Origin of the sequence: Aquabacter sp. (assembly GCF_965279295.1) — a bacterium.
In the GTDB taxonomy this organism is placed as follows: Bacteria; Pseudomonadota; Alphaproteobacteria; order Rhizobiales; family Xanthobacteraceae; genus Aquabacter.
Window position 1 is genome coordinate 719785 of the sequence record NZ_CBDIHQ010000018.1, and the last position, 23056, is coordinate 742840.

A 23056-nucleotide genomic window follows, 5' to 3' on the forward strand; every position below is an offset into this window, starting at 1 on the left:
GCAAAGGGAAGCGCACAACTCAAAGCCGGTTTTCCGCATCAGCGAAAACTGGCCCCGCGACAGCCCATTCAGCCCAAAATGCCCGTTTCCGCCCTTTCAGACGGATTGACACTCGGCGCTTGAACTAAAGCGTAACGATTCGCGAAAGGCAAATTGATTCATAATCAAAGGGTTAAGATGATCTTGCTGTGCCGGCTTTGTTTTTTAAGGCAAAGATCAAGCTTTGCCTGGGACGCGCGGCGGACCGCAAAGCCGCTATGCCGCTTGGGAGACCCCAAGCTTCACTGAACAAGGAGGCGGGAAGCGGGAGCCATCAGCCGGCGCGGCACAATCATTGGCTTTGGATAGCCGCCCCCATCATCCTTCATTTTCCACGGGCGGCGAGCCAGGCGCGCATGTCGGCGATCTCTTTTTCCTGTGCGGCGATGATATTCTGGGCAAGCTGGCGCATCGGCGCGTCCTTGCCATAGCTCAGCTCCACCTTGGCCATTTCGATCGCGCCCTGGTGATGCCCAATCATCCCGCGCACGAAATCCACGTCGGCATCGCCGGTGTAAGCGATGTCCATATCCTTGTGCATCTTTGTGGCTGCGGCCTGGAAAGCGGCGGTCGAGGGGACAACGACGGCGGCAGACGCGCCGTGGTCGTGGGCCATCTGTGCGCGGGCGAACATGGGCGCGAGCCCACTCACCATCACGAAAACGGCGGCCACTATCACAGGACGACGGAAGGTGGCTTTCATGGCGGGATCCTCCGAGACGCGACACGCCGCGAATTGCGGCGTGTCGATCCTAGGGAAGGTGTCCGCCCCCGCGAGTCACAGGGCCGTCAAAAGGCGGCGGCGTAGCGTCTCAGGCCTCGCCGCGCCGTTTGCGCATCAAGGCTTCCAGTTCCTCGTCATGGGCCGCCGGCAGCACCACATTCACGCTGACCAGCAGATCGCCGTGACCGCCGGATGCTTTCGGAAGTGCCTTGCCGCGCAGGCGGAATGTCCGCCCGCTCGAAGTCCACGCAGGGATGTTGAGGTCCACCGCCCCCGACAGCGTCGGCACGCGCACCTTGGCGCCCAGCACCGCGTCTTCCAGCGGCACCTCCGCCTTGTAGTGCAGGTCCTCGCCCTCGCGGATGAACTGGGGATGTGCGGCGTAAGCGATGGTCACGAAGGCATCGCCCGCCGGCCCGCCCATGGGGCTGGGCTCCCCCTGCCCTTTCAGCCGCATGCGATGGCCTTCGACCGTGCCGGCGGCGATCTTGACCTCGATCTGCTTGCCGTTCGGCAGCACGACGCGCTTGCTCGCCCCCGCAACGGCTTCCTCGAAGCCCACGGACAACGTCAGTTCGATATTGGCACCCGGCTGGGGCGCGGAGCCTGCGCGGCTCTGGCGGCCGAAACCAAAAATATCACCAAGATCCTCAAATCCGCCAGCGGACCGGCGCCCGCTGCCGAACGAAAAACTCTCGAAACCACTGTCGCCTTCAAAGCCGGGAAAGCCACCCGGCCGCTGGCGCGCACCACCGCCGGAGCCGGCATAGTCCGGCATGCGGGGCTTGCCCTGCGCATCGATTTCACCACGGTCGAACTGGGCCCGCTTTTCCTTGTCGGAAAGCAGGTCGTAGGCGCCGGTCAGTTCCGCGAACTTGTCCTTGGCCTTTGGGTCCGACGTGTTTGCATCGGGATGCAGCTTTTTCGCGAGCCTCCGGTAGGCGCGCTTCATCTCGGCTTCGTCGGCGCCCTTGGAAACGCCGAGAACGTCGTATGGATCACGCATGCAAAATCACCTCGGGGCGGGCCCTTCCGGCCAGCCGCACCTTTCATGTAGGCATATGTTGCCTGATTGCAACGGCGCTGCTCAAGCGCGTCCGAGGACCCGCACCTGCGACAGGCTGACCGCCCCCTTGGCGTCGCGGCAGGCCGAACCCTGAACCCAATGCTCGCCGCGCGTGTCCACCACGCCGATGCGGAAATCGCGACAACCGTCCGCCGCAGCCGTCCCGAGCGGCGTGGCGGTGCCGCGCGCGCCGGTCTTAGCGTTGTCCCAGGGAATACTTGGTGCGGCATCGCGGGAGGACAGCGCCTGCTCCAGGGCCATCTTCGCCTGCGCCCAATCGCCGGTGGCGATCCCGGGAGGCGCATCGCCCGCCGGCACCGGCAGTGAGACCGGCTGGACTTTGATGGAGCCTGTGACAATGGGATCAGCGGTCTCGCCGAACTGCATGGCGCCGCAACCCGGCAGCAGCAGCATGCAAAGCAGAAGACCAGCACAGCCCGCTGGGCGCGTGCCCATGGCCGTCCTATATAAGAGCCGCGCGGCGCGACCCGGAAACACACGTACCAGATGACGCCGCACGGCAAAGGCCCCTACGCATGTCCGACCTCTCCATGGAAGCCCTAAACCCGTTAACATCAGATGATTTCACGCAAGCCGGCGAACCTTTTCGCTTGTTTGCCGCATGGTTGGAGGATGCGAAGCGGTCCGAGCCGAACGATCCCAACGCCATGACGCTCGCGACGGTGGATGCCGAGGGTCTCCCCGATGCCCGCATGGTGCTGCTCAATGGCTTTGACCCTAGGGGTTTCGTGTTCTTCACCAACACCAAAAGCGCCAAGGGCACGGAGCTTGCCGGCCAGCCGCGCGCGGCGCTGGTGTTTCACTGGAAATCGCTGCGCCGCCAGGTCCGGGTGCGCGGCCCTGTGGAGCGTGTCAGCGACGCGGAGGCCGACGCCTATTTCGCCACCCGCCCGCGCCTGTCGCAGATCGGTGCCTGGGCGAGCAAGCAATCCCGCCCGCTGGAGGGACGCTTCGCTCTGGAAGCGGCGGTGGCGGCCACCACTGCGCGCTATGGGTTAGGCAGCGTGCCCCGTCCGCCGCACTGGACCGGCTTCCGCGTGGTGCCGAGAGCCGTGGAATTCTGGCACGATCGCCCGTTCCGCCTGCACGACCGCGTGGTGTTCAAGCGCGAGACCGCGACCGCCGAATGGGACAAGACACGTCTTTTCCCGTGATCCTTGACGCGGCGGCGCGCATTGTGCTGCTCAATGCCCTGATGCCCGCGCCATTTTTTGCGGCGCCGAACACCTGAGAGCCCATGGCCCCAGCTTCAAACCAGTCGCCACGCACCATGCTGCTCACCGGAGCCTCCCGTGGCATCGGCCATGCCACCGTCAAGCGTTTCTCCAGCGCCGGCTGGCGCGTGATCACCTGCTCGCGCCATGCCTTTCCCGAGCAGTGCCCCTGGGCGGCGGGGCCGGAGGACCATATTCAGATTGATCTTTCCGACCCCACGAACATGGATTCGGCGATCGCCGAGATCCGAAGCCGCCTGCCCAATGGCGAACTGCACGCGCTGGTGAACAATGCGGGAATCTCGCCCAAAGGCGCCGGCGGCGTGCGGCTCGGCACGCTCGACACCGAGCGCGAAACCTGGATGCATGTGTTCCAGGTGAATTTCTTCGCGCCGATCTTCCTGGCACGCGGCCTCATCAACGAATTGGAGGCGGCGCGCGGTTCGGTGGTGAATGTCACCTCCATCGCCGGCTCACGCGTCCACCCGTTCGCGGGCGCGGCCTATGCCACCTCAAAAGCGGCGCTCGCTGGACTGACACGGGAGATGGCGCGGGATTTCGGACGGCGCGGCGTGCGCGTGAACGCCATCGCGCCGGGCGAGATCGACACCGCCATCCTCTCTCCGGGCACCGACAAGATCGTCGCGGACATCCCCCTGCGCCGGCTCGGCACGCCGGACGAGGTGGCGAAGATCATCTATGTGCTGTGCACTGAGACCTCCTCCTACCTCAACGGCGCGGAAATCCACATCGACGGCGGCCAGAACGTTTAGAGCCAGCCGCGCCACTTGAAGAACAGGTAGGGGGTGATCGCCGAGATCACCATCGCGACCAGCGCCACCGGGTAGCCCGCCACGACATGCAGCTCCGGCATGTGCTCGAAGTTCATGCCATAGATCGAGGCGATCAGCGTCGGCGGCATGAACACCACCGAGAGAACGGCGAATATCTTGATGATGTTGTTCTGCTCCAGGCTCACCAGGCCGACAGTTCCGTCGAGCATGAACTGAAGCTTGTTCGCGAGGAAGTTCGCGTAATCCGAAAGCCCCTGCACGTCCCGCGACATGCTCTTGATGTCGCCCTGCAGGTCGCCCTTGAGCGGCGCGCCATCACCGCTGGTTCCGAGAAAGGCAAGAAGGCGGGAGAGCGAATTGAGCGCCTCGCGGGCGTAGGAGGTCAGTCCCTCCTTGCGTCCGACATGAGTGAGAATGGCGCGGTAATCCCGGTTGCGACTGCCGTCGCGCTCGAATATGCGCTTGGACAGGCGCTCGATATCCTGCCCGGACTGCTCCAGGACGTCAGCGGTGCGGTCGACGATGGATTCCAGCAGATTGACCAGCACCAGTTCGCCCGTGGTGTTGGCCGGGCAGGCCTTTTCCATCCGACCCGCAAAAGTCGTGAACGGACGCGGCGAGGCGTAGCGCACAGTGACCAGCTTGCCGTTGGCAAGAATAAAGGAGACAGGCGTAACGTAAGGCGTGTCGGCATCCCCGCCACACAGCACCGAAAGCGTCATGTATCGCGCGGTGCCTTCCGTATAGAGACGGCTGGAAGGCTCGATCTTGCGCATTTCTTCGCGTGTGGGCACTTCCACGCCCACCGCGCGCTCGACCAACTTATCCTCGTCATTCTCAGGAGAAACGAGGTCGAGCCAGACCGCATCGGCGGGAGCTTCCGCGCCGGGGTCCACTGATCGGGGGCGCAAAGCGCCCCCGGACACCACATAAGCAACCAGCATGTCCGTCCTCGCCAGCCCCGGCACCGCGCCCTGCCTCGGTGACACCCATGTGGGTGCCCCTGAGCGGCAATCCAGGCCGGCAGCAGTGCCGCCGGTCGATCAGGCGATCAAACGAGAAAAATCAGGCCGCGAAATGTTCGATATCGCGAAGCGTTACGACCTTCTTCGGCTCAGCGCCGGCGGTCGACTTCGCCTGGCCGGCATAACGGGCGGCAGCGGCAACAGCCGTGATCCCGATCTCACGCCACTGCTCCGACTGGACGGTGAAGTGGTCCTTGCCGGCTTCCGCGCGCACGGACTTTTCCTGCACGCCTTGGACATTCGACATCATAAACTCCCTTACTTAGGCGCTCTGCCTAAAACAGAAGCGCCGTCTTGTGAAGACCTCAGACAGATGGTGTGCAACTGCGTCGAAACTGTGCAGATGCAGCGACGGCACCAAGGTCTTAGTGGGAAGCATTGCCCAAACCTTCCAACGACCAGTTAACGGGTTACGAAAGGGCAGAGGTTGAGACATTTTTGCCACGTCTTTGACGCACCGCACAGAGGCGGCTTTGTGGCCCCTTCTAGGCGGGCCCGCATTCCGCTAATCGGAACCAACTCGCGTTTTCGTTCACCATGATTCTTACGAGGCGGATATGACGTTGCGAACGATCGCGGCTGTCCTGCTTGGACTTCTTTTGGCGGGGTGTGTGACCTCGGTGCAGCAAGCGGCGCCCGAGGCCTCCCTCAAGCCTCGCGACAAGCAACTGCTTGCCAATGCGCCTTATCCCAAGGTGAAGCCGGACGGCATGTTTGCCCGGCACATCGTCGAATACACCGGCAAGGAAAAGCCAGGCACCATCGTCGTCGATACCGACAAGAAGTTCCTGTACTTCGTGCAGGGCGACGGCAGCGCTATCCGCTACGGTGTGACCGTGGGCGAAGAGAGCCTCGCGTTCCGTGGCGATGCCAAGGTCGGCCGCAAGGCTGAATGGCCGAGCTGGACCCCGACGGCGGAAATCCACCAGCGCATCGCCGGCCTGCCCTCCTATGTCGGCCCCGGCCCGCATAATCCCATGGGTGCCCGAGCGCTGTATCTCTACCAGGGCCAGACCGACACCCTGTTCCGCATCCACGGCACCAACCAGCCGGAACTGCTGGGGCAGGCTATCTCCTCCGGCTGCATCCGCATGCTGAACGAGGACGTGATCGACCTCTACAATCGCGTGCCGGTGGGCGCGTCGGTGGTCGTTCTCTAAACGCTGCGCCACCTTGGTGATCTGAAAATGCCCGGCTTCGTCCGGGCATTTTCTTTTTTCAGGCCTCGGGGGTCACAGATCTTGGGGCGTCTCAGGTTCTGGGCGCTGGGGCTACCGGCCTGGAACGCGGGAGGCTTGCGGGACGGCGCGGAGGCAGCGGCACGTCAGCGGCCTCATCCTCTTCCGGCTCGGCCTCGGCGCCCTTCGCGGTGGCTTGCCCGGCCTGTTCGCTCTGCGGGGCCGCAGCAACGACACTGCGGCCCGCCGGCTCGGTGCGGGCGACCTGCGGCGGGGTTGGCGTCTTGATCTTCCAGCGGCAGAGCCTGATGTCGAGGCGGCGCACCGCGAGGTCCACATGGATGTGGTCTTCGTGGAAACCATCGGAACCTGGACCCAGCACCGTGCTGAAACGCGCGCAGGCAGAGTCTTTCATGGCGTTCTGGAAGTCGATCGGCATGGTGCCGTTCTTGACCTCGATTACCCGCTTGTCGGCGAGCGTATAGCCGTAAGTGTCGAAAGCGTTCCCCATGCCGTGCTCGCTCATTCTCGCGCCCTTAACGCGGTTGCGCGGCCGGCAATCGTAGGAATCCGCCACCCTGACGGTCTCAACACGCGTGCCGAGCGCGGCGGCGGCGGGGCCGATATCCTCGCGTATCCAGGCGGCGATGGCGACAGCGGCCTCGCATCGCAGCGTGGCGGCCGGACTGAGCGTCGCGAGATTTCCGTCCGCCAGCCGCACCGCGGTCAGCCGAACCGGCACCGGAAGCGAGCAGCCGGATGCCTGCGGTACAGGGGGAGCCCGCTCCGCGATGATCGTCTGCTGTTCAACCAGCCCGGCGCACAGGGCGGGCAATTGACCGGGCGCGAGGCCGGCTGCCTCCGCGCTCGCGGCGGCAGCATCGGGCGCCGGGGGCAAGGCGGCGCGCGCCGGTGAACCCTGACTGGGCATCGACTGACCGGGCGCGGGCTGACCGAGCGATACTTGCGCATTGCTGGGCAGATCCTCCTCGATCTCGTCATCCCCCAGATCCATCGGCCGAGGCTCGGGAAAGGGGACGTTCGCGATCGGAAGACGGGCCTGGGTGCGGGGCGGGGACGACGCACCGGCGGAAGCGGCATTCGGGCGCGGGGTGGGTACCGGCTGCGCTGCGGCCATCTCGAAACCAAGGCTAAGCCCCGCGACCAAGGCAACGGCGGAAAGCCCCCCCCGCCGCGTGGCCGGGCCGATTGCCGCCACTGCGGACGACATATAGGGGGCGGGAAATCGACGTCGCATCATGGTGATCTTAGAAGCAGGATCGACGCGAGGGAAGCGTGCACTCGCACCCAGCGAATCCACAGCCGCTTCAAGCCCTTGAAGGGAGAGGCGATTTTTACCTCACCTTCGGCTTTACCAGCATCGCTTGCGCCTTCGATGTTGAAGAAGCCATCCACTCGTGATTGATGCACGGGACCGGCGGCATCCTGCGGCCGGTGTCTCGGATTGGGTTTCCATGCGCGGCCTCAAGGCGCTGCTGTTCGACAAGGACGGCACGTTCGTCCACTTCGACCGCACCTGGGGCCCCTCCGCAGGTTTCGTTCTGCGCACGCTGGCGCAAGGCGATGCCGCCGCGCTGAAGCGCCTGGAGGACGTGAGCGAATATCTGCCCGAAGAGGAACGCTTCCTGCCCTCCTCCCCGCTCGTCGCCGGTTCCTCCGCCCATTACGGCCCGCTCTGGGCGCAGACGCTGGGCCGGCCCGCCGATGCGGAGTTCCTTGGCCTGATCGACCGGCTGTTCCGCGAAGCGGGCATGCGGCACCTCACGCCCATCGGCCAGCCGGCGCAGGTGCTGGCCCGGCTGCATGAGGCCGGCCTGCGCCTCGCGGTCGTCACCAATGATGCGGAGGCCAATGCCCGGCAGCAGGCCGACGCCCTCGGCCTCACGCCCTATCTCGATGCGGTGCACGGCTATGACTCGGGATACGGCTCGAAGCCGGGTCCCGGCATGATCAGCGCCGTGGCGGCGCGCTTCTCCCTACCGCCGGCGACCATGGCGGTGGTCGGCGACAGCGCGCACGACCTTGCGGCCGCACATAGCGCCGGGGCAAAATTCATTCTGGTGCGCACTGGCCCTGCGCCGGTTGAACATCTCTATTATGAGGCGGATCTGGTGGTGGATTCCATCGACGATTTGCCCGCGCGCCTTCTGGAGACGGCAGCATGCTGATCAAGCGCAGCCTGTATGTGGAGGAGCGGTCTTCCGCGCTCGCGACATGGAGCCTGCGGCTGGCGCTGTTCTCCATTCCGGTCATCGCGCTGGCGGCCGCCCTTTATCGCGCCGACCTCCTGGCGTTTGAGCCGGCGGTTGCGACATTGGCGGTGGGGCTCGGCATGGCGCTTGTTGCGGGGCTCATCGCTATCGCCGCCTGCATCAGCATCTGGGAGAGCGGCTGGCGCGGGCTCGGCAAGGCCATTGGGGCGCTATTCATTACGCTGGGACTGTTGACCGGGCCGGCGGCAGTGCTGGCGCGTGGCCTCATGCTTCCCCCGCTCACCGACCTGTCCACCGACGTCGTCGATCCCCCGCGCTACCGCGCCATGGGCTTCGCCCGGCCAAGCGCGGCCAACCCGGTGACCTACCCTGGAGATACCGCCAGCGCGCTTCAGCGCATGGCCTATCCCGGCATCAAGCCGGTGGATCTCGACGCGACGCCCGAAGAAGCTTTCAATGCGGTGCTTAATTTGGTCAAAGCGCGGCGCTGGCACATCCTGGATGCGGTGCCACCGCGCGGCGGGGTCCGTGATGGCCAGATCGAGGCCGTTGCGCAGACGCCGATCATCGGCTTTCGCAACGACATCGTCATCCGCGTCCGCCCGACCCAACGCGGGGCGCGCGTAGATGTGCGCTCCGCGTCACGCTACGGCGTTCATGATCTGGGCGAAAACGCCTGGCGTATATCGAGGTTGATGGCGGACTTGTCGGCAGAGCGCAGAAAGCGTCCCTGAGCCTCCCCCTGGTAGGAATCGAACCGCGCCTGCCGCAGGCTTGCCGCCGGCGTCGGCGCACGTCGGGGATGCGGATTTAGCCAGACCACGCGCAATCCGGGAACCACCGTTGTGGGCATTGCGCTCTCATCCAATGCCACCGACGGCGAAATCGGCAAAGCTGCGGGCAATTCGACTGACGTTGTGACGCCTAATTCGGGTGCGCTTTCCGAATTGAAAGCGGCTGCGACCTTCCAATGACCGGGATTATTGTCCCAAGGCTCGTAATGATCCGCCAGTGTCGGTGCCAGGAATCGCTCGTCTTTAACAGGCGACCTTCCCCAAAGTGCCGCGCAGCAGGCCAATGAAACCATCAGCCAGCAAACTCCAAAACTCAGCGGCAGGACGGAAGGGATGGACGACATTTTTCACTCCCCATAGGCAGGCCTGTGAGAAGTTGAACGCCTATTCCTACAATAAAGTTTCACGCTCACTATTTACGCAGAGATACCAATTTATAATACGTAGACAAATAAATATTCGCCCTTCTTTAACTTAAGATTCGCAAAGCGTTCCTGCCAATCACCCACAACCCTGGAGGGCTAAATCAGCTAATACTCTATCCTGAGGCTCGAAGGTTATGCGCGCTGGGCCAATTGGCTGGTCCTCACTGCGCTCGCGTGAAAATTGCATCGATAGCAAATTCGCCTTCGGTCGAGACGAGCCCCCGGCCCACAAGATCCTCAAGATGCGCCAGCACTGTCAGGGACGCTGCGCCCACGAGGCGCGGGTCGAGGCCGATATAGATTCCGCGAACCAGATCCGGGATGGTGGAGGCACGATCGAGACCCCGCAGGATCGCGGTCTCCCGGCTGCGGCGGTGCTTGAGATAGTCACGCACAAACGCCGGTGCATCGGTGATCGCAGGGCCGTGGCCGGGCAGATAGAGTTGCTCGGAGCGCAGGGCGAGCTTTTCGAGGGAGGCAACGTAATCCCCCATCGAACCATCAGGCGGCGCGACGATGGAGGTGGCCCAGCCCATCACATGGTCGCCCGAGAACAGAAGATTCTCCTGTTCGTGCGCGAACGCCAGATGGTTGGCGGTGTGACCCGGAGTCGCCACGGCGCGCAGCGACCAGCCGTCGCCCTCAATAGCGTCGCCGTCCTTCAGCACGATATCAGGGATAAAATCGACGTCCGCGCTCACGTCCAGCGGGTTCACTTCACCAACGCGCAGCGGGCGGGCGGGGCGATGAGGCCCCTCGCCCACCGTGGTCGCGCCGGTCGCGGCCACCACGGCGGCGCTGGCTGGAGAATGGTCGCGATGAGTGTGCGTGATGACCACATGGGTCACGGTTTCCCCACGCACCGCGTCCAGCAAGGCGGCGACGTGAACCGGATCATCCGGGCCCGGATCAATGATGGCGACGCGCCCGCGACCCACGATATAGGTGCACGTACCCGTGAATGTGAACGGCGAGGGATTGGGTGCAAGAATACGCCTTACGTTCGGCGTCACTTGGTCCACCTGCCCTGCGGCAACGTCGAACTTACGATTGAAGGGAATATCGTCGCTCATACGCGATCCTTATCAGGACGCAGATGGTATCGAAAGCCAGCGAAACGCACCGACTCGGAGGACAATCATGCGCCAATCAAGCCGCCTCTCCCTGATTCTGCTTGCCTTCAGTGTGACGGCGCCGGTCGCCGCCAGCGCGCAGGACTTTCCCAACACCCTCAACATGACATGTGCGCAAGCCACCGCCATGGTGAACAGCCAGGGTGCCGTGACGCTCAGCACCGGACCGAACATTTTCAATCGCTACGTCAAGGACGCCGCCTCCTGCACCGCGGACCAGGTGACCAAGGAACAATGGGTCCAGACCAGCGATCAGCAGCAGTGCGCCATCGGCTCCACCTGCGTCGACCCCAGCAACCTGGGCGGCGGGCGCTGAGCGGGGCGAACGCTCCCAAGGAGAACACAATGTCCAGAATCATTCATTGGGTTTCGGGGTGCGCGGCAACGGCCGCGTGCCTGATGCCGCTAGCGGCGCTTGCGCAGGCGGGCATGCCCGACAGCCGCAAGATGAGCTGCGAGCAGGTCCAGAGCCTGATGGCCCGCTCGGGGGCGGCGCTGCTCGCGACCGGCTCGACCACCTATGACCGCTATGTCAGGGACGTCGGCTATTGCCCGGCCGGTGACGTCACCAAGCCCCAGTGGGTGCCCACGCTAAACGGCCAGTGCTTCGTCGGCGCCATCTGCTGGGATCCCAGTACCGACGCCGGACGGAACTGATCCAACCTCGCCCGCCTGACGCCAAACGGCGTTGCGCGGGCGTGTTTGATCTGCGCAATTTGCTCCGGTCATCGGTTTGGAGGCAGCAATGCGCAGCATCTATGCGGTCGGCTTTTCGCTCGCCTTCGCCCTGCTGATCCTCCTCGCGCCGCCGGCCTGGGCGCAGGGCAGCACCGCCGGATTCAAGGCGTGCACGAGCACATTCGCCCTATGCACGGTCGCACCCTGCCTGCCGATTCCCGGCAACGACAAGCAGGTCTCCTGCTCCTGCACGGTGAACAAAGGCTATTCGGCGAGCCAGGCGGACTGCCAGGGCGTCAAGGATACCGCGCAGGGACAGCAGATCTTCTCGCGCTATTCCCCGGTGAAAAGCTACGCGGTGTGCAGCAAGGACCAGCCGTGGGCTTGGTGCCTCGACAAGCCCTGCATCATCGACAAGAACAACCCGAACGCCGCCGCCTGCACCTGCGATCTCGTGAAGAACCTCGGCGACTATGTGATCGTCACCGCATCCGCCACGCAGGCCACCTGCACCACTGGCGTGATCTCCTCGGCGACCGTGCAGGGCATCACCGAGATCACCGACTTCCTGAAGACCACCAAGACCCTCAAGCCCTACCCGATTCAGGTCGTCACGCCCGCCAAATGAAGGCTAGTTGTTTGATCCCGGGCTTTGATGGTGCAGTCTTTTCGCGGGAGTGGAGGGAGGCACTATGGGCCAGTTTCTACACGGGAGCGCCACGACGACTGAGGCAGTCCGTCGAGCGATACAGCATAGTCAAGAGAGCCTGAGGGCTCTGGCGAAGCGCTATGGGATCAACCAGAAGACCGTCGCCAAGTGGAAGAAGCGGACCTCGGTCGCCGATCTGCCGACTGGTCCGAGAGAGCCGACATCGACGGTTCTGTCGATTGAAGAAGAGGCCATCATCATCGCTTTCCGCCGGCATACGCTGCTGCCGCTCGACGACTGCCTCTATGCCTTGCAGGCGACGATCCCGCATCTGACGCGCTCATCCCTGCATCGCTGCCTGCAGCGCCACGGCATCAGCCGGCTGCCGGAGGTGGAGGGCGACAAGAAGCCGAAGAGGCGGTTCAAGTCCTATCCGATCGGCTTTTTCCATATCGATATCGCCGAGGTGCAGACCGCCGAGGGCAAGCTGTACCTTTACGTAGCCATTGACCGCACGAGCAAGTTCGCCTTCGTGCAGGTCGTCAGGAAGACAGGCCGGAGCTCAGCCTCGGCCTTTCTCATGGCCTTGATCAACGCGGTGCCCTACCGGATCCATACCGTTCTTACCGACAACGGCATCCAGTTCACCTTTCCGCCTCGCTACGCCGATGGGCCGACAGCTCGCTACATCACCCATATGTTCGACATGCGCTGCCGAGAGAACGGCATCGAGCACCGCCTGACTAAAGTGAAGCACCCCTGGACCAATGGCCAGGTCGAGCGGATGAACCGGACCATCAAGGAAGCGACCGTCAAGCGCTTCCACTACGACGACCATCATCAGTTCGAAACGCATCTCACCGACTTCGTCGCCGCATACAATTTCGGCCGGCGCCTGAAGACCCTCAGGGGGCTCACGCCCTACGAGTTCATCTGCAAATGCTGGACTTCAGAGCCAGAGAGATTCATCCTCGACCCCATCCATCAAATGCCGGGACTAAACACCTAGTCAGCAACTGAACGCTACTCGGCAAGCCCGTGGGCTTTGAGCGAGGCCGTGATGTCGTCCAGCACACCAGGATCGTCGATGGTCGCGGGCGGTGTCCAGGGGTCGCTATCCGCGATCTTCTTCATGGTGCCGCGCAGGATCTTGCCGGAGCGGGTTTTCGGCAGGCGCGGCACGGTGATGGCGAGCTTGAATGCGGCCACCGGGCCGATGCGCTCGCGCACCAGGGCGACCAATTCCTTCTCGATGATCTCCGGCGCCTTGCGATCCCCCGCCTTGAGCACCACAAACCCGCAAGGCACCTCACCCTTCAGACTGTCCTTCACGCCGATGACCGCACATTCCGCAACATCGGGGTGCGAGGCCAGAACCTCCTCCATGCCGCCGGTTGAGAGGCGATGGCCGGCGACATTGATGATGTCGTCGGTGCGGCCCATGACGAAGACATAGCCGTCCGCGTCGATGAAGCCGGCATCGGCGGTTTTGCAATAGCCGGGAAATTCGCTGAGGTAGCCCTCGCGAAACCGCTCGTCCTGCTGCCAGAGGGTCGGCAGGCAACCGGGAGGCAACGGAAGCTTGATGACGATGGAGCCCATCGTGCCGGCGGGCACCGGCTTGGCCGCCTCGTCCACCACCTGCAAATCGTATCCCGGCATCGGCACCGTCGCGGAGCCCGGTTTGACCGGCAGAAGGCCGAGGCCCACCGGATTTCCGGCAATCGCCCAGCCGGTCTCGGTCTGCCACCAATGGTCCACAACCGGCACCTTCAGCTTCTCCTGCGCCCATTGGACGGTGTCGGGATCGGCCCGCTCGCCTGCGAGGAACAGGGTGCGAAAGGCGGAGAGGTCGCGGCCCGCGAGGCGGGTGGCGTCGGGGTCTTCCTTCTTGATGGCGCGCAGCGCGGTCGGGGCGGTGAACAGCGCCACCACTTTGTGCTCCTCGATCACCCGCCAGAATGCGCCGGGATCGGGCGTGCCCACAGGCTTGCCCTCGAAGACCACTGAGGTGGCGCCGAGGATCAGCGGCGCATAGACGATATAGGAATGGCCAACCACCCAGCCGATGTCAGAGGCGGTCCAGAACACCTCGCCCGGCTTGATGCCGTAGAGGTTTTCCATGGTCCAGCGCAGCGCCACGAGGTGGCCGGCGGTGTCGCGCACCACGCCCTTCGGCAGGCCCGTGGTGCCCGACGTGTAGAGGATATAGAGCGGGTCGGTGGCCCCCATGGAGGCACAGTCCGCCCCCTTGCCGGCGGCGGCCGTTGCAGCACGCAGCGTGGCCCAGTCGAGATCGCGCCCCTCGACCAGTTCGCATTCAAGCTGCGGGCGCTGAAGGATCACGCAGGCGGACGGCTTCACTGCGGCAAGTTCAATGGCCTGATCGAGCAGCGGCTTGTAGGCGACGATCCGGTTCGGCTCGATGCCGCAGGAGGCGGCGAGGATCACCTTGGGGGCGGCATCCTCGATCCGCGCCGCCAATTCCTTCGCGGCGAACCCGCCGAACACCACCGAGTGCACAGCGCCGATGCGGGCGCAGGCGAGCATCGCCACCACCGCTTCCAGAACCATCGGCATGTAGATGACGACGCGGTCGCCCTTCTCCACCCCGAGTTCGCGCAGCGCCGCCCCGAGGGTGCGCACCTCGGCAAGCAGTTCGGAATAGGTCAGCTTACGGACTGAGCCGGTAACGGGACTATCGTGGATCAGCGCCACCTGCGCGCCGCGTCCCGCGTCCACATGGCGATCGACTGCGTTGTAGCAGGTGTTGCAGAGGCCGCCGACGAACCAGCGCCCATAGACGCCAAGCGCGGCGTCGAAGATCGCGCGGGGCTGGGCGATCCAGGAAATGTCCTTGGCCGCCTGCGCCCAGAATGCTTCCGGGTTCTCACGCCACTGGCCGTAGACCTCGGCATAGCGGCTGGCGGTGCGATCGGACATGGCGTTTCCCCGGATGCGGATTTTGTTATCCGCGATACATGCGCAGGCACGCCGACAAGGCAAGTCCGGCGGATTGCGTAAGACCTTCGTCGCGCGCGGCGGCGATTGCGCTCGCATGAAACGCTCGGGTAGGTTCACCCCCAATGTCCGGCCGCCGGACGAAGAACAGACATGCGTTGGGGAGGACCGATGCCCGGCATCTATGATCAGAACCTGGAGCGCAATCCGGCCAACTATCAGCCGCTGACGCCGCTGGGGTTTCTGGAGCGGGCGGCGGCGGTGTTTCCCGAGCGCCCGGCCATCGTCCATGGCGCCCAGCGCCGGACCTATTGCGAATTCTATGACCGCTCCCGCCGCTTAGCCTCGGCGCTGGAGCAGCGCAGGATCGGCGTGGGCGACACCGTGGCGGTGATGCTGCCCAACATCCCGCCCATGCTGGAGGCCCATTACGGCGTGCCCATGTGCGGGGCGGTGCTGAATTCCCTGAACACCCGGCTGGATGCGCCGATCCTTGCCTTCATCCTCGATCACGGCGAGGCGAAGGTGCTGATCTCCGACCGGGAGTTCTCTCCGGTCATCAAGGCGGCGCTGGCGCTGGTCAAGCGCAAGCCGCTGGTGATCGACTATGACGACCCGGAATATTCCGGGGCCGGCGAGCGGCTCGGCGAAATCGACTATGAGGATTTCCTCGCCACGGGCGATCCCGCCTACGCCTGGGAGATGCCGTCGGACGAGTGGAACGCCATCTGCCTCAACTACACCTCAGGCACCACCGGCGACCCCAAGGGCGTGGTCTACCACCATCGTGGCGCCCACCTGCTGGCGAACGGCAACATCATCACCTGCGGCATGGGGCGGCATCCGGTCTATCTGTGGACGCTGCCCATGTTCCACTGCAATGGCTGGTGCTTCCCATGGTCGATCTGCGCGGTGGCCGGCACCCATGTGTGCCTGCGCCAGGTCCGCGCCAAGCCGATCTTCGATGCCATCGCCGATCTCGGCGTCACCCATATGTGCGGTGCGCCGATCATCATGACGACGCTGCTGAACGCGCCGGAGAGCGACAAGCGCGCCCTGCCCCGCACCGTCGAGTTCATCACCGCCGCCGCCCCGCCGCCGCCCGCCGTCCTGGCAGCGATGCAGGAGGCCGGCTTCAACGTCACCCATGTCTACGGGCTCACCGAGGTCTATGGCCCGGCGGTGGTGAACGATTGGAACGAGGAATGGAACACGCTGCCCGCCGGCGAGCAGGCGGAGAAGAAGTCGCGCCAGGGCGTGCGCTACGGCGCCCTGGAGGCGCTTGATGTGCTCGATCCCGAGACCATGGAGAGCGTGCCTGCGGATGGGGAAACGCTGGGCGAGGTGATGTTCCGGGGCAATGTTGTGATGAAGGGCTATCTGAAAAACCCGTCCGCCACCAAGGCCGCTTTCGCCCGCGGCTGGTTCCATTCCGGGGACCTCGGCGTGAAGCATCCCGATGGCTACGTTCAGCTCAAGGATCGCTCCAAGGACATCATCATTTCCGGCGGCGAGAACATCTCATCCATTGAGGTGGAAGACGCGCTTTACAAGCATCCTGCCGTCAGCGCAGCGGCGGTGGTGGCGCGGCCGGACGATAAATGGGGCGAGACCCCGGTCGCCTTCATCGAGTTGAAGGCAGGCGCCACGACAACGGCGGAGGAACTGCTCGCTCATTGCCGGGCGAATCTCGCCCATTTCAAATGCCCTCGCCACATTGTGTTCGAGGAGATTCCCAAGACGTCCACCGGGAAAATCCAGAAATTCCGGTTGCGGGATATGGCAAAAGCGGTCTGAAAACCTGCCGTTGGGGCGGTTACATGACACAGCGGTAACGGTGCGGACATCGTCCGTTTAGGTCGAAGCAGAGTATGGTCGGCAACGAAACCGACCGGACCCAGCATGCGCGCACTGTTCAAGTTGCTCGGCGACATCCGCCGCCTCGCCCTTCCTTATTTCCGCAGCGACGAAAAATGGGTTGCGCTGGGCCTGCTCGGTGCGGTGGTGGCGCTGGAACTGGCCTGGGTCTACGCCACGGTGCTGCTGAACGAATGGAACAGCGCGTTCTACAACGCCATCCAGGAAAAGGATTATCCCGAGTTCCAGCACCAGTTGCTGATCTTCTGCGGCATCGCGGTGTGCGCCATCGTGGTGGCGGTCTACCAGATCTACCTGAAGCAATGGCTGGAGATCCGCTGGCGCCGCTGGCTGACGCGCCGCTATCTCTCACAATGGCTGAGCGACGACACCTATTACCGCCTGCGTGTCCAGGGCGATGCGGCCGACAATCCGGACCAGCGGATTGCCGACGATATCCGCCTTTTCGTCGGCCAAACCATTTCCAATGGTATCGGTCTGTTCGGCACCGTCGTGTCCTTGGTTTCCTTCAGCGTGATCCTCTGGAATCTTTCCGGAGCCTTCGATTTCACGCTGCTTGGCACCGACTTCGCCGTTCCGGGATATCTGTTCTGGGCGGCGTTGATTTACGCGGGTGTGGGGACCTGGCTCGCGCACCTCATTGGCCGCGTGCTGGTGAAGATCAATTTCAACCAGCAGCGATATCAGGCGGACTTTCGCGTCGACCTCGTTCGCGTTCGCGAAAATAGCGAACAGATAGCCATGCTGCGTGGAGAGGGGGCGGAACAGCGGCGCCTCGACATGCGGTTTTCCCATATTTGGGGCAACTTCTTCGACCTGATGCGGGCCCAGAAGCGCCTCACCTGGTTCACCGCCGGCTACAACCAGATCTCCACCATCTTTCCTTATGTGGTGGTGGCGCCGGCCTATTTCTCCGGCGCCATCCTGCTTGGCCCGCTGATGCAGACCGCAAGTGCATTCGCCTCGGTTCAGGGCGCCTTCTCTTTCTTCATCACGTCCTATTCGGACCTTGCCGAGTGGACAGCGGTGGTGAACCGTCTCACCGGCTTCGAGCGCAACATGGCGGCCGCCAAGATCAGTGCCGCAGCGCCCGCCTTTCCCCACACCCAGGGCGGCACCGAGCCGCTGCATATCGCCCACATGGATGTGCGGCTGCCCAAGGGTGATGCGCTTATCGAGGTCGAGGATCTCGCGCTGCGCTCCGGCGAGCGGGTGCTGGTGATGGGGCCGTCCGGGTCTGGCAAGACCACGCTGTTCCGCGCAATCGCAGGCATTTGGCCGTTCGGCAAGGGCGAGGTGAAGCTTGCCGACGAAGGGCGGGTCATGATCCTGCCGCAGCGGCCTTATGTGCCGGTCGGCCGGCTCGACGCCGCCCTCGCCTATCCCCGCGAACCCGTGGACTATGGCAACGCCGAGCTTCAAGCGGCGCTCGAAGCCGTCGGCCTGCCCGCCCTCATCGCCCGCCTGGGCGAGGAGGCGCTGTGGCCGGACGTGCTCTCCACCGGCGAGCAGCAGCGTCTGTCGCTCGCCCGCGCCCTTCTGGTGCGCCCGCGCGTGCTGTTGCTGGACGAGGCCACCGCCGCGCTCGACGAGCCGTCCGAGGCCGCACTGTATGCCATGCTGCGCGAGCGCCTTGCCGATACCACGGTGCTCTCCATCGGCCACCGCCACACGCTGAAGGATTTCCACGACCGCCAGCTGGTCCTGGACGGCGACGCCGCGCCGCGCCGCCTCGTCGCGGCACCGCTGGCGCCCGCGACTGCCTGACGAGCCGCTACGCCCCCATGCCGCACTTGCGGCAGGGGGCTTGGGGCCGTTAACTCACCCTGGGCTGGCATGCGGCCGGCGGCGGGGGAACGGGCGTGGATGCTTCCGGTAAAACCGGCGAAAGCCGCTTGAGCGATGCGGCCTATTACATCGTCGCCATCCTGGTCGGTGCCGTGGTCGGGGTGATCGGCACGGTCTTCCACCTCAGCGTGGATGCTGCGTCCCATTGGTCCGATATGGTGCGCGGCAGCGGGATGACCGGCTTCCCGCTCCTGCTGGTCGTCGCCCTCATCGCCGCCGCGCTCGTCGTGGCGTCCGTCTGGCTGGTGCGCACCTTCGCACCCGAGGCGGCAGGTTCGGGTGTCCAGGAAATCGAAGGCGCGCTTGAGGGGCTGCGAGAGGTGCGCTGGAAGCGCATCCTGCCGGTCAAGTTCGTCGGCGGCTTGATGGCGCTGAGTTCAGGGCTGGTGGCCGGGCGCGAAGGACCGACCATCCATATGGGCGCCTCAGTGGCTCAGGCCGCCTCGGAATGGCTCGGGTTGTCGACGCGCGACATGCGCGGGCTGCTCTCCGCCGGCGGCGCGGCGGGACTTGCCGCCGCCTTCAATGCGCCGCTCGCCGCCATCCTGTTCGTCATCGAGGAAACCCGCCGGCAGTTTCCTTACGGGCTGCGCACCTACACCGCCGTGATCCTCGGCTCCGTCACCAGCGCCATCGTTACGGAAAGCATCGCCGGGGTCGGCCCGGATATGCTGCTCGTCGTGCCGGAGATGCCGCTTTACCTCCTGCCGGCCTTCGTGGGGCTCGGCGCGCTGCTGGGCGTGGTGGGGGTCGCGTTCAACGCCGCTCTGGTCTGGTCGCTGGATTTCGCCCGCAGCATCGGGCTGCGCTGGTCGTTCTACATCGTGCCCGGCGTCGTGGGCCTCACCATCGGCGTGCTGCTGATCGTGCTGCCCGAGGCGACGCTTGGCGGGGAACTCCTCGCGGTGACGCTGGCGCGGGAAAATCTGCCCCTGATGGTGTTGGCCGGCATCGTTCTGATCCGCTTCGTGATGACCATGGCAAGCTATTCCACCGGCGTTCCCGGCGGCATCTTCGCCCCCATCCTCGCGCTCGCAACTGCCGTGGGCGTGCTTTACGGCTCGACGCTGGGCGCATTCATTCCCCTGCCCCATGGCATATTGGCGGCGCTCGCGGTGGCTGCCATGGGCGGGCTGTTCTCCTCCACGGTGCGTGCGCCGCTGGTGGGGGTGGTGCTGGTGGCGGAACTCACCGGCGCCTACACCGTGCTGGTGCCCGTCATCCTCACCTGCGTGTTCGCGAATCTGGTGGCCGAGGCGCTGGGCGGAAAGCCGATCTACGAGGTGCTGCTGGAGCGCACCCTGCGCCTTGCCGGCCAGACCCCGCCGAAAGAGCCGGAAGGCGCCGAACAGATCGGCGGTTGGGACGAGCGCGAACACAAGGGCTGACCGCCGCGCGCCGTTCACATGAGGGTGGCGCCGGCCTTGGCCAGGATGTCGGGGAAGGACGGGCCGGCGAGCACGTCATATTCCCGCGCGCGCTGGGTCGTCAGCGGATCGCGCGCGGCCAGCACCTCATCGACGAATCCGGGATGCACCATCATCAACCCCTTGTCCGGCAGGCCGGCGACAACATGCGCCAGCAGTGGCTCGAACGCAGTGCCGGAGGCAAAGACATAGGCGCCCGCGAACCCCTTGTTGGTGGAGAGCCTGCGCGCCGCCGCCGCCTTCGCCTCGCCGCGTGAAAGCGCGCTGATCAAACGGCCCTTCGCATCGAAACCCTGGCGGGCCGCGGGCGCCGCCGTGCAGTCGCGCACCCAGGCCGCCGGCGCGTGGCGCTGGGTCGCATCGAGGACGATGCCCCGGATGCCCGGCAGGACATGCGCATGCTGGTGGCCGTCCACATGGTCGGGGGGATGGCCGAACGCCGCCGCGAACGCCGCGAACTGGGCGTCGACCTCCGCCGCCACCGCCTTGCGGTCGATCCGCCGGGTGAAGGCCGCCGCCATCAGCCGACCCATGGAGGGTAATTTATCGCCCCCCAGCGGCCCGGCCGCGCATGGCTTAAATCCGCCGGTGAGGGTCAGATGCAGCCCGATGCTGGCGCCGCTGCCCTCCGCCGCCTCACACAGGCGCTGGGCCTCCTCGCCAAGATCGGGAAACAGGGTCATGACCGAGGTGGCGTTGATGCGCCGGTTCTCGATCAGCGCGCGGATCGCCCTGGAGACGCCGGGGGCGATGCCGTAATCGTCGGCGCAGATGCGGATACGCTTGTGCATGGCGCCGCTCAGGACACCGTCTGGCGAACAGCGGCACGCGGTGCCTCTTCCACCGGTGCGGGTGTCTCGGCATGGTGGAGCACATGGCCTGCAACGAAATAAACCGGGCGCGCCTTAATCTCCGACAGCACGCGGGCGATGTATTCCCCCAGCACCGCCATCACCAGAAGCTGCACGCCGCCCATCACCATGACGCCCACCACCACGGAGGGATATCCGGGCAGCGGAATGCCCCACACGAGGCGCTCCACGATGATCCACATGCCGTAGAGAAACGCCGCGCCCGCGAGCATCGCCCCGGTCAGGCCGGCGAGACGCAGCGGTGCGGGCGAGAAGGATGTGAGCCCTTCCATCGAAAGGCCAAGCAGGCGGAGGAAGCTCCAACTGCTCGCCCCATGCATCCGCGCTTGAGGTCGATAGGGCACGGCAACCTGACGAAAGCCGATCCAAGAAGACAGACCCTTGAAGAAGCGGTTGCGTTCCGGCAGGCGGCGCATCGCCGCGGCGGCGCGGGGCGACATCAGGCGGAAATCCGCCGCATCCTCGGGAATGCGGGTGGAGGCACCAAAATTCAGCAGCCGGTAAAACAGCTTCACAAACAGCCGGCGGGAGGTCGGTTCGTCGGAGCGATCGGCCTTTACGGCATAGGCGACATCGTAGCCCTGGTCCTTCCAGAGGCCGACGAAGGTCTCGATCATCTCGGGCGGGTGCTGGCCGTCGCCGTCCATGAACATGAGCGCGTCGCCGCGCGCATGGTCGAGCCCGGCGAGCAATGCGGCTTCCTTGCCGAAATTCCGGGAGAGGGCGATGGTCTGAACATCCACGCCCAGCGCGGGGAGTTCCGCCGCCAGGGCTGCTGTCGCGTCCCGGCTACCGTCGTCCACGTAGACGATCTCGATCCGCATGTCGCGCGCGAGCGCGACGCGGATGGCACAGGCACTCAGCCTCTCGTGAAAGGCGTCGATGCCGTCAGCCTCGTTGAAGACGGGAACGACGATGCTCAGGTCCGGTGTCACCGCTGCGCGTCCATGGTTTTCGGCATAATGCCGAGCCTCCATTTAGAGCCACTGGGAGCGGGGGACGATAGTTTCAAAAAAAATTTCATCCTTTTTGGAACCCTTCCTTCGAGCCGCAGTTCACTCATCGGAACGATCGACTCCCCCCCTTGATCGTTTCATCTGACGCGGCCGCCTCTCCCCCGGGCGGCCGCGTTTTCATTTGTGACAAGCGCACTGCACATACCCTTGATTTCGGCTTGCGCGGGATCAATACCGTCATTCGAGCCTACCATTAGGGTAATGTGGTGTCGTCGATGCGGCACGGGGGAGACGCCAATGATCCGGGATATCCTTGTGAACCTCACGCAGGGGACCGAGAGGGACGCGGCAGCAGCGTTCGCCGTGAGTATCGCGAAGACATTTTCCGCACACATCACCGGTCTTGCGGTCTCCTATGAAATCGATGTGCCGCCCTTCTACATGGGTGCTGTGCCGACCGATTTCATCGAGACCCAGGTGCAGGAGAACGAGGCCGCAGCCGCGCAGGCATCCGAAGTGTTCGGACGGGCGGCGACGGAAGCGGGCTTGAGCTATGAGGTGAGAACTCTCAGCGCCTCGCTCGGGGTTGCCGCAAATAAATTCGCGCAGATGGCGCGCCTGTTCGACCTGACCGTGGTCGCTCAGCCCGACCCGGACCGGCCGGGGCCGGAAGAGGTGATCGCGGAGACTGTGCTTCTCGATTCGGGCCGCGCGGTCCTGCTGGTGCCGTATGTTCAGAAAGCGACCTATGGCGGCGGACGCGCCGTGGTCGCCTGGGACGGAAGCCGCGCCGCCGCGCGGGCGCTGGCCGAGGCCCTCCCACTGCTTCATCGCTCCGAGGTGGTAGAGGTGCTGCGCGTGGTGCGCGGCAGCACTGCGGAGGACGAAAGCGCCGAGGAGGTGGTTCGCCATCTCGCCAGGCACGGCCTTTCAGCGCGGACCCACGTCCTGCGACTGGGGCCGGGCGAAGCCAGCATCGCCCAGGCGATCCTCAACGAAGTGTCTGACCAGGGCGCAGACCTCGTGGTGATGGGCGGCTACGGCCACTCCCGCCTGCGGGAACTGGTCATGGGCGGCGTCACCCGCGAAATCCTCTCCACCATGACAGTCCCGGTCCTGATGGCCCATTGATAAAGAAAA

The 23056-nt window shown here is 64.7% G+C and carries 23 protein-coding genes; 13 read left to right on the top strand and 10 right to left on the bottom strand.

Going from position 1 to position 23056, the window contains the following annotated elements; translation table 11 throughout:
• Positions 1-364 precede the first annotated feature (364 nt).
• The 3 genes from copM to ADADO0_RS21330 all read right to left on the bottom strand — a co-directional run bounded on the left by copM (position 365) and on the right by ADADO0_RS21330 (position 2285).
• Positions 365-673 carry a CopM family metallochaperone gene (copM, locus tag ADADO0_RS21320; protein WP_511307245.1) on the bottom strand — a complete coding sequence of 103 codons (309 nt, stop codon included), beginning with the start codon at positions 671-673 and terminating at the stop codon, positions 365-367.
• A 178-nt stretch (positions 674-851) separates the two neighbouring features.
• Positions 852-1769: a DnaJ C-terminal domain-containing protein gene (locus tag ADADO0_RS21325; RefSeq protein WP_511307190.1), complete on the bottom strand. Its 918-nt coding sequence runs from the start codon at positions 1767-1769 to the stop codon at positions 852-854.
• Positions 1770-1850: 81 nt separating this feature from the next.
• Positions 1851-2285 carry an RT0821/Lpp0805 family surface protein gene (locus ADADO0_RS21330; protein ID WP_511307191.1) on the bottom strand — a complete coding sequence of 145 codons (435 nt, stop codon included), beginning with the start codon at positions 2283-2285 and terminating at the stop codon, positions 1851-1853.
• A gap of 95 nt (positions 2286-2380) precedes the next feature.
• Here ADADO0_RS21330 and pdxH point away from each other — a divergent pair, with 95 nt between their 5' ends.
• Both pdxH and ADADO0_RS21340 read left to right on the top strand, forming a co-directional pair.
• Positions 2381-3004, top strand: coding sequence for a pyridoxamine 5'-phosphate oxidase (pdxH, locus tag ADADO0_RS21335; RefSeq protein ID WP_511307246.1), 624 nt, complete (start codon positions 2381-2383; stop codon positions 3002-3004).
• Positions 3005-3087: 83 nt separating this feature from the next.
• Entirely contained in the window at positions 3088-3837 is a 750-nt protein-coding gene (locus ADADO0_RS21340; protein WP_511307192.1) for an SDR family NAD(P)-dependent oxidoreductase, read from the top strand.
• Here ADADO0_RS21340 and ADADO0_RS21345 read toward each other — a convergent pair.
• Together ADADO0_RS21345 and ADADO0_RS21350 are read right to left on the bottom strand one after the other, a co-directional pair.
• The gene (locus ADADO0_RS21345) at positions 3834-4802 is read right to left on the bottom strand and encodes a magnesium transporter CorA family protein (RefSeq protein ID WP_511307193.1); all 969 of its coding nucleotides are present in this window, start codon (positions 4800-4802) and stop codon (positions 3834-3836) included. The genes ADADO0_RS21340 and ADADO0_RS21345 overlap by 4 nt on opposite strands.
• A 121-nt stretch (positions 4803-4923) precedes the next feature.
• Complete coding sequence (locus tag ADADO0_RS21350; protein WP_511307194.1) at positions 4924-5130, bottom strand: hypothetical protein; 207 nt, start codon at positions 5128-5130, stop codon at positions 4924-4926.
• A 310-nt stretch (positions 5131-5440) separates the two neighbouring features.
• Here ADADO0_RS21350 and ADADO0_RS21355 point away from each other — a divergent pair, with 310 nt between their 5' ends.
• Complete coding sequence (locus ADADO0_RS21355) at positions 5441-6043, top strand: L,D-transpeptidase (RefSeq protein ID WP_511307195.1); 603 nt, start codon at positions 5441-5443, stop codon at positions 6041-6043.
• A gap of 91 nt (positions 6044-6134) precedes the next feature.
• On the opposite strand, the gene ADADO0_RS21360 is transcribed toward ADADO0_RS21355, so the two are convergent.
• Entirely contained in the window at positions 6135-7322 is a 1188-nt protein-coding gene (locus ADADO0_RS21360) for an extensin family protein (RefSeq protein ID WP_511307196.1), read from the bottom strand.
• Between the two features lie 214 nt (positions 7323-7536).
• Here ADADO0_RS21360 and ADADO0_RS21365 point away from each other — a divergent pair, with 214 nt between their 5' ends.
• Entirely contained in the window at positions 7537-8250 is a 714-nt protein-coding gene (locus ADADO0_RS21365) for an HAD family hydrolase (RefSeq protein ID WP_511307197.1), read from the top strand.
• Positions 8244-9029, top strand: coding sequence for a DUF1499 domain-containing protein (locus ADADO0_RS21370; protein WP_511307198.1), 786 nt, complete (start codon positions 8244-8246; stop codon positions 9027-9029). The genes ADADO0_RS21365 and ADADO0_RS21370 overlap by 7 nt, the downstream gene beginning before the upstream one ends.
• A 646-nt stretch (positions 9030-9675) precedes the next feature.
• Here the strand turns inward: ADADO0_RS21370 and ADADO0_RS21375 are convergent.
• A complete protein-coding gene (locus ADADO0_RS21375) occupies positions 9676-10587 on the bottom strand; it encodes an MBL fold metallo-hydrolase (protein ID WP_511307199.1) in 912 nt (303 codons plus the stop codon).
• Positions 10588-10654: 67 nt separating this feature from the next.
• Between ADADO0_RS21375 and ADADO0_RS21380 the strand changes: the two genes are divergently transcribed.
• The 4 genes from ADADO0_RS21380 (at position 10655) to ADADO0_RS21395 (ending at position 12983) form a co-directional block, all read left to right on the top strand.
• Positions 10655-10963 carry a hypothetical protein gene (locus ADADO0_RS21380; RefSeq protein WP_511307200.1) on the top strand — a complete coding sequence of 103 codons (309 nt, stop codon included), beginning with the start codon at positions 10655-10657 and terminating at the stop codon, positions 10961-10963.
• A 29-nt stretch (positions 10964-10992) separates the two neighbouring features.
• Positions 10993-11304, top strand: coding sequence for a hypothetical protein (locus ADADO0_RS21385; protein WP_511307201.1), 312 nt, complete (start codon positions 10993-10995; stop codon positions 11302-11304).
• 88 nt (positions 11305-11392) lie between these two features.
• Positions 11393-11953, top strand: a complete 561-nt coding sequence (locus tag ADADO0_RS21390) for a hypothetical protein (protein ID WP_511307202.1) — start codon at positions 11393-11395, stop codon at positions 11951-11953.
• Between the two features lie 64 nt (positions 11954-12017).
• On the top strand, positions 12018-12983 hold the full coding sequence (locus tag ADADO0_RS21395) for an IS481 family transposase (protein WP_511303867.1): 966 nt from the start codon (positions 12018-12020) through the stop codon (positions 12981-12983).
• 14 nt (positions 12984-12997) lie between these two features.
• Here the strand turns inward: ADADO0_RS21395 and ADADO0_RS21400 are convergent, their stop codons facing one another.
• The gene (locus ADADO0_RS21400; protein WP_511307203.1) at positions 12998-14917 is read right to left on the bottom strand and encodes a propionyl-CoA synthetase; all 1920 of its coding nucleotides are present in this window, start codon (positions 14915-14917) and stop codon (positions 12998-13000) included.
• Positions 14918-15106: 189 nt separating this feature from the next.
• On the opposite strand from ADADO0_RS21400, the gene ADADO0_RS21405 reads away from it, so the two are divergent.
• The 3 genes from ADADO0_RS21405 (at position 15107) to clcA (ending at position 20049) form a co-directional block, all read left to right on the top strand.
• Positions 15107-16732 carry an acyl-CoA synthetase gene (locus ADADO0_RS21405; protein WP_511307204.1) on the top strand — a complete coding sequence of 542 codons (1626 nt, stop codon included), beginning with the start codon at positions 15107-15109 and terminating at the stop codon, positions 16730-16732.
• Between the two features lie 105 nt (positions 16733-16837).
• Complete coding sequence (locus ADADO0_RS21410) at positions 16838-18580, top strand: ABC transporter ATP-binding protein/permease (RefSeq protein ID WP_511307205.1); 1743 nt, start codon at positions 16838-16840, stop codon at positions 18578-18580.
• 95 nt (positions 18581-18675) lie between these two features.
• Positions 18676-20049 (top strand): H(+)/Cl(-) exchange transporter ClcA, encoded by a 1374-nt coding sequence (gene clcA / locus ADADO0_RS21415; RefSeq protein WP_511307206.1) that lies wholly within the window; start codon positions 18676-18678, stop codon positions 20047-20049.
• Positions 20050-20063: 14 nt separating this feature from the next.
• Here the strand turns inward: clcA and ADADO0_RS21420 are convergent, their stop codons facing one another.
• Both ADADO0_RS21420 and ADADO0_RS21425 read right to left on the bottom strand, forming a co-directional pair.
• Positions 20064-20879: a ChbG/HpnK family deacetylase gene (locus tag ADADO0_RS21420; RefSeq protein WP_511307207.1), complete on the bottom strand. Its 816-nt coding sequence runs from the start codon at positions 20877-20879 to the stop codon at positions 20064-20066.
• Between the two features lie 8 nt (positions 20880-20887).
• Positions 20888-21937, bottom strand: coding sequence for a glycosyltransferase family 2 protein (locus ADADO0_RS21425; RefSeq protein ID WP_511307208.1), 1050 nt, complete (start codon positions 21935-21937; stop codon positions 20888-20890).
• Between the two features lie 276 nt (positions 21938-22213).
• Between ADADO0_RS21425 and ADADO0_RS21430 the strand changes: the two genes are divergently transcribed.
• Positions 22214-23047, top strand: a complete 834-nt coding sequence (locus tag ADADO0_RS21430) for a universal stress protein (protein ID WP_511307209.1) — start codon at positions 22214-22216, stop codon at positions 23045-23047.
• Positions 23048-23056 lie beyond the last annotated feature (9 nt).

Excerpts from the sequence above, each read along its gene's own strand:
- copM (WP_511307245.1), bottom strand. The coding sequence starts at position 673 with ATGTTCGCCCGCGCACAGATGGCCCACGACCACGGCGCGTCTGCCGCC.
- ADADO0_RS21400 (WP_511307203.1), bottom strand. The coding sequence starts at position 14,917 with ATGTCCGATCGCACCGCCAGCCGCTATGCCGAGGTCTACGGCCAGTGG.
- ADADO0_RS21395 (WP_511303867.1), top strand. The coding sequence starts at position 12,018 with ATGGGCCAGTTTCTACACGGGAGCGCCACGACGACTGAGGCAGTCCGT.
- ADADO0_RS21330 (WP_511307191.1), bottom strand. The coding sequence starts at position 2,285 with ATGGGCACGCGCCCAGCGGGCTGTGCTGGTCTTCTGCTTTGCATGCTG.
- ADADO0_RS21390 (WP_511307202.1), top strand. The coding sequence starts at position 11,393 with ATGCGCAGCATCTATGCGGTCGGCTTTTCGCTCGCCTTCGCCCTGCTG.
- ADADO0_RS21360 (WP_511307196.1), bottom strand. The coding sequence starts at position 7,322 with ATGATGCGACGTCGATTTCCCGCCCCCTATATGTCGTCCGCAGTGGCG.
- ADADO0_RS21410 (WP_511307205.1), top strand. The coding sequence starts at position 16,838 with ATGCGCGCACTGTTCAAGTTGCTCGGCGACATCCGCCGCCTCGCCCTT.
- ADADO0_RS21355 (WP_511307195.1), top strand. The coding sequence starts at position 5,441 with ATGACGTTGCGAACGATCGCGGCTGTCCTGCTTGGACTTCTTTTGGCG.
- ADADO0_RS21405 (WP_511307204.1), top strand. The coding sequence starts at position 15,107 with ATGCCCGGCATCTATGATCAGAACCTGGAGCGCAATCCGGCCAACTAT.
- ADADO0_RS21365 (WP_511307197.1), top strand. The coding sequence starts at position 7,537 with ATGCGCGGCCTCAAGGCGCTGCTGTTCGACAAGGACGGCACGTTCGTC.
- ADADO0_RS21425 (WP_511307208.1), bottom strand. The coding sequence starts at position 21,937 with ATGGAGGCTCGGCATTATGCCGAAAACCATGGACGCGCAGCGGTGACA.
- ADADO0_RS21345 (WP_511307193.1), bottom strand. The coding sequence starts at position 4,802 with ATGCTGGTTGCTTATGTGGTGTCCGGGGGCGCTTTGCGCCCCCGATCA.
- ADADO0_RS21420 (WP_511307207.1), bottom strand. The coding sequence starts at position 20,879 with ATGCACAAGCGTATCCGCATCTGCGCCGACGATTACGGCATCGCCCCC.
- ADADO0_RS21430 (WP_511307209.1), top strand. The coding sequence starts at position 22,214 with ATGATCCGGGATATCCTTGTGAACCTCACGCAGGGGACCGAGAGGGAC.
- ADADO0_RS21340 (WP_511307192.1), top strand. The coding sequence starts at position 3,088 with ATGGCCCCAGCTTCAAACCAGTCGCCACGCACCATGCTGCTCACCGGA.
- ADADO0_RS21385 (WP_511307201.1), top strand. The coding sequence starts at position 10,993 with ATGTCCAGAATCATTCATTGGGTTTCGGGGTGCGCGGCAACGGCCGCG.
- ADADO0_RS21325 (WP_511307190.1), bottom strand. The coding sequence starts at position 1,769 with ATGCGTGATCCATACGACGTTCTCGGCGTTTCCAAGGGCGCCGACGAA.
- ADADO0_RS21375 (WP_511307199.1), bottom strand. The coding sequence starts at position 10,587 with ATGAGCGACGATATTCCCTTCAATCGTAAGTTCGACGTTGCCGCAGGG.
- pdxH (WP_511307246.1), top strand. The coding sequence starts at position 2,381 with ATGGAAGCCCTAAACCCGTTAACATCAGATGATTTCACGCAAGCCGGC.
- ADADO0_RS21380 (WP_511307200.1), top strand. The coding sequence starts at position 10,655 with ATGCGCCAATCAAGCCGCCTCTCCCTGATTCTGCTTGCCTTCAGTGTG.
- ADADO0_RS21350 (WP_511307194.1), bottom strand. The coding sequence starts at position 5,130 with ATGTCGAATGTCCAAGGCGTGCAGGAAAAGTCCGTGCGCGCGGAAGCC.
- ADADO0_RS21370 (WP_511307198.1), top strand. The coding sequence starts at position 8,244 with ATGCTGATCAAGCGCAGCCTGTATGTGGAGGAGCGGTCTTCCGCGCTC.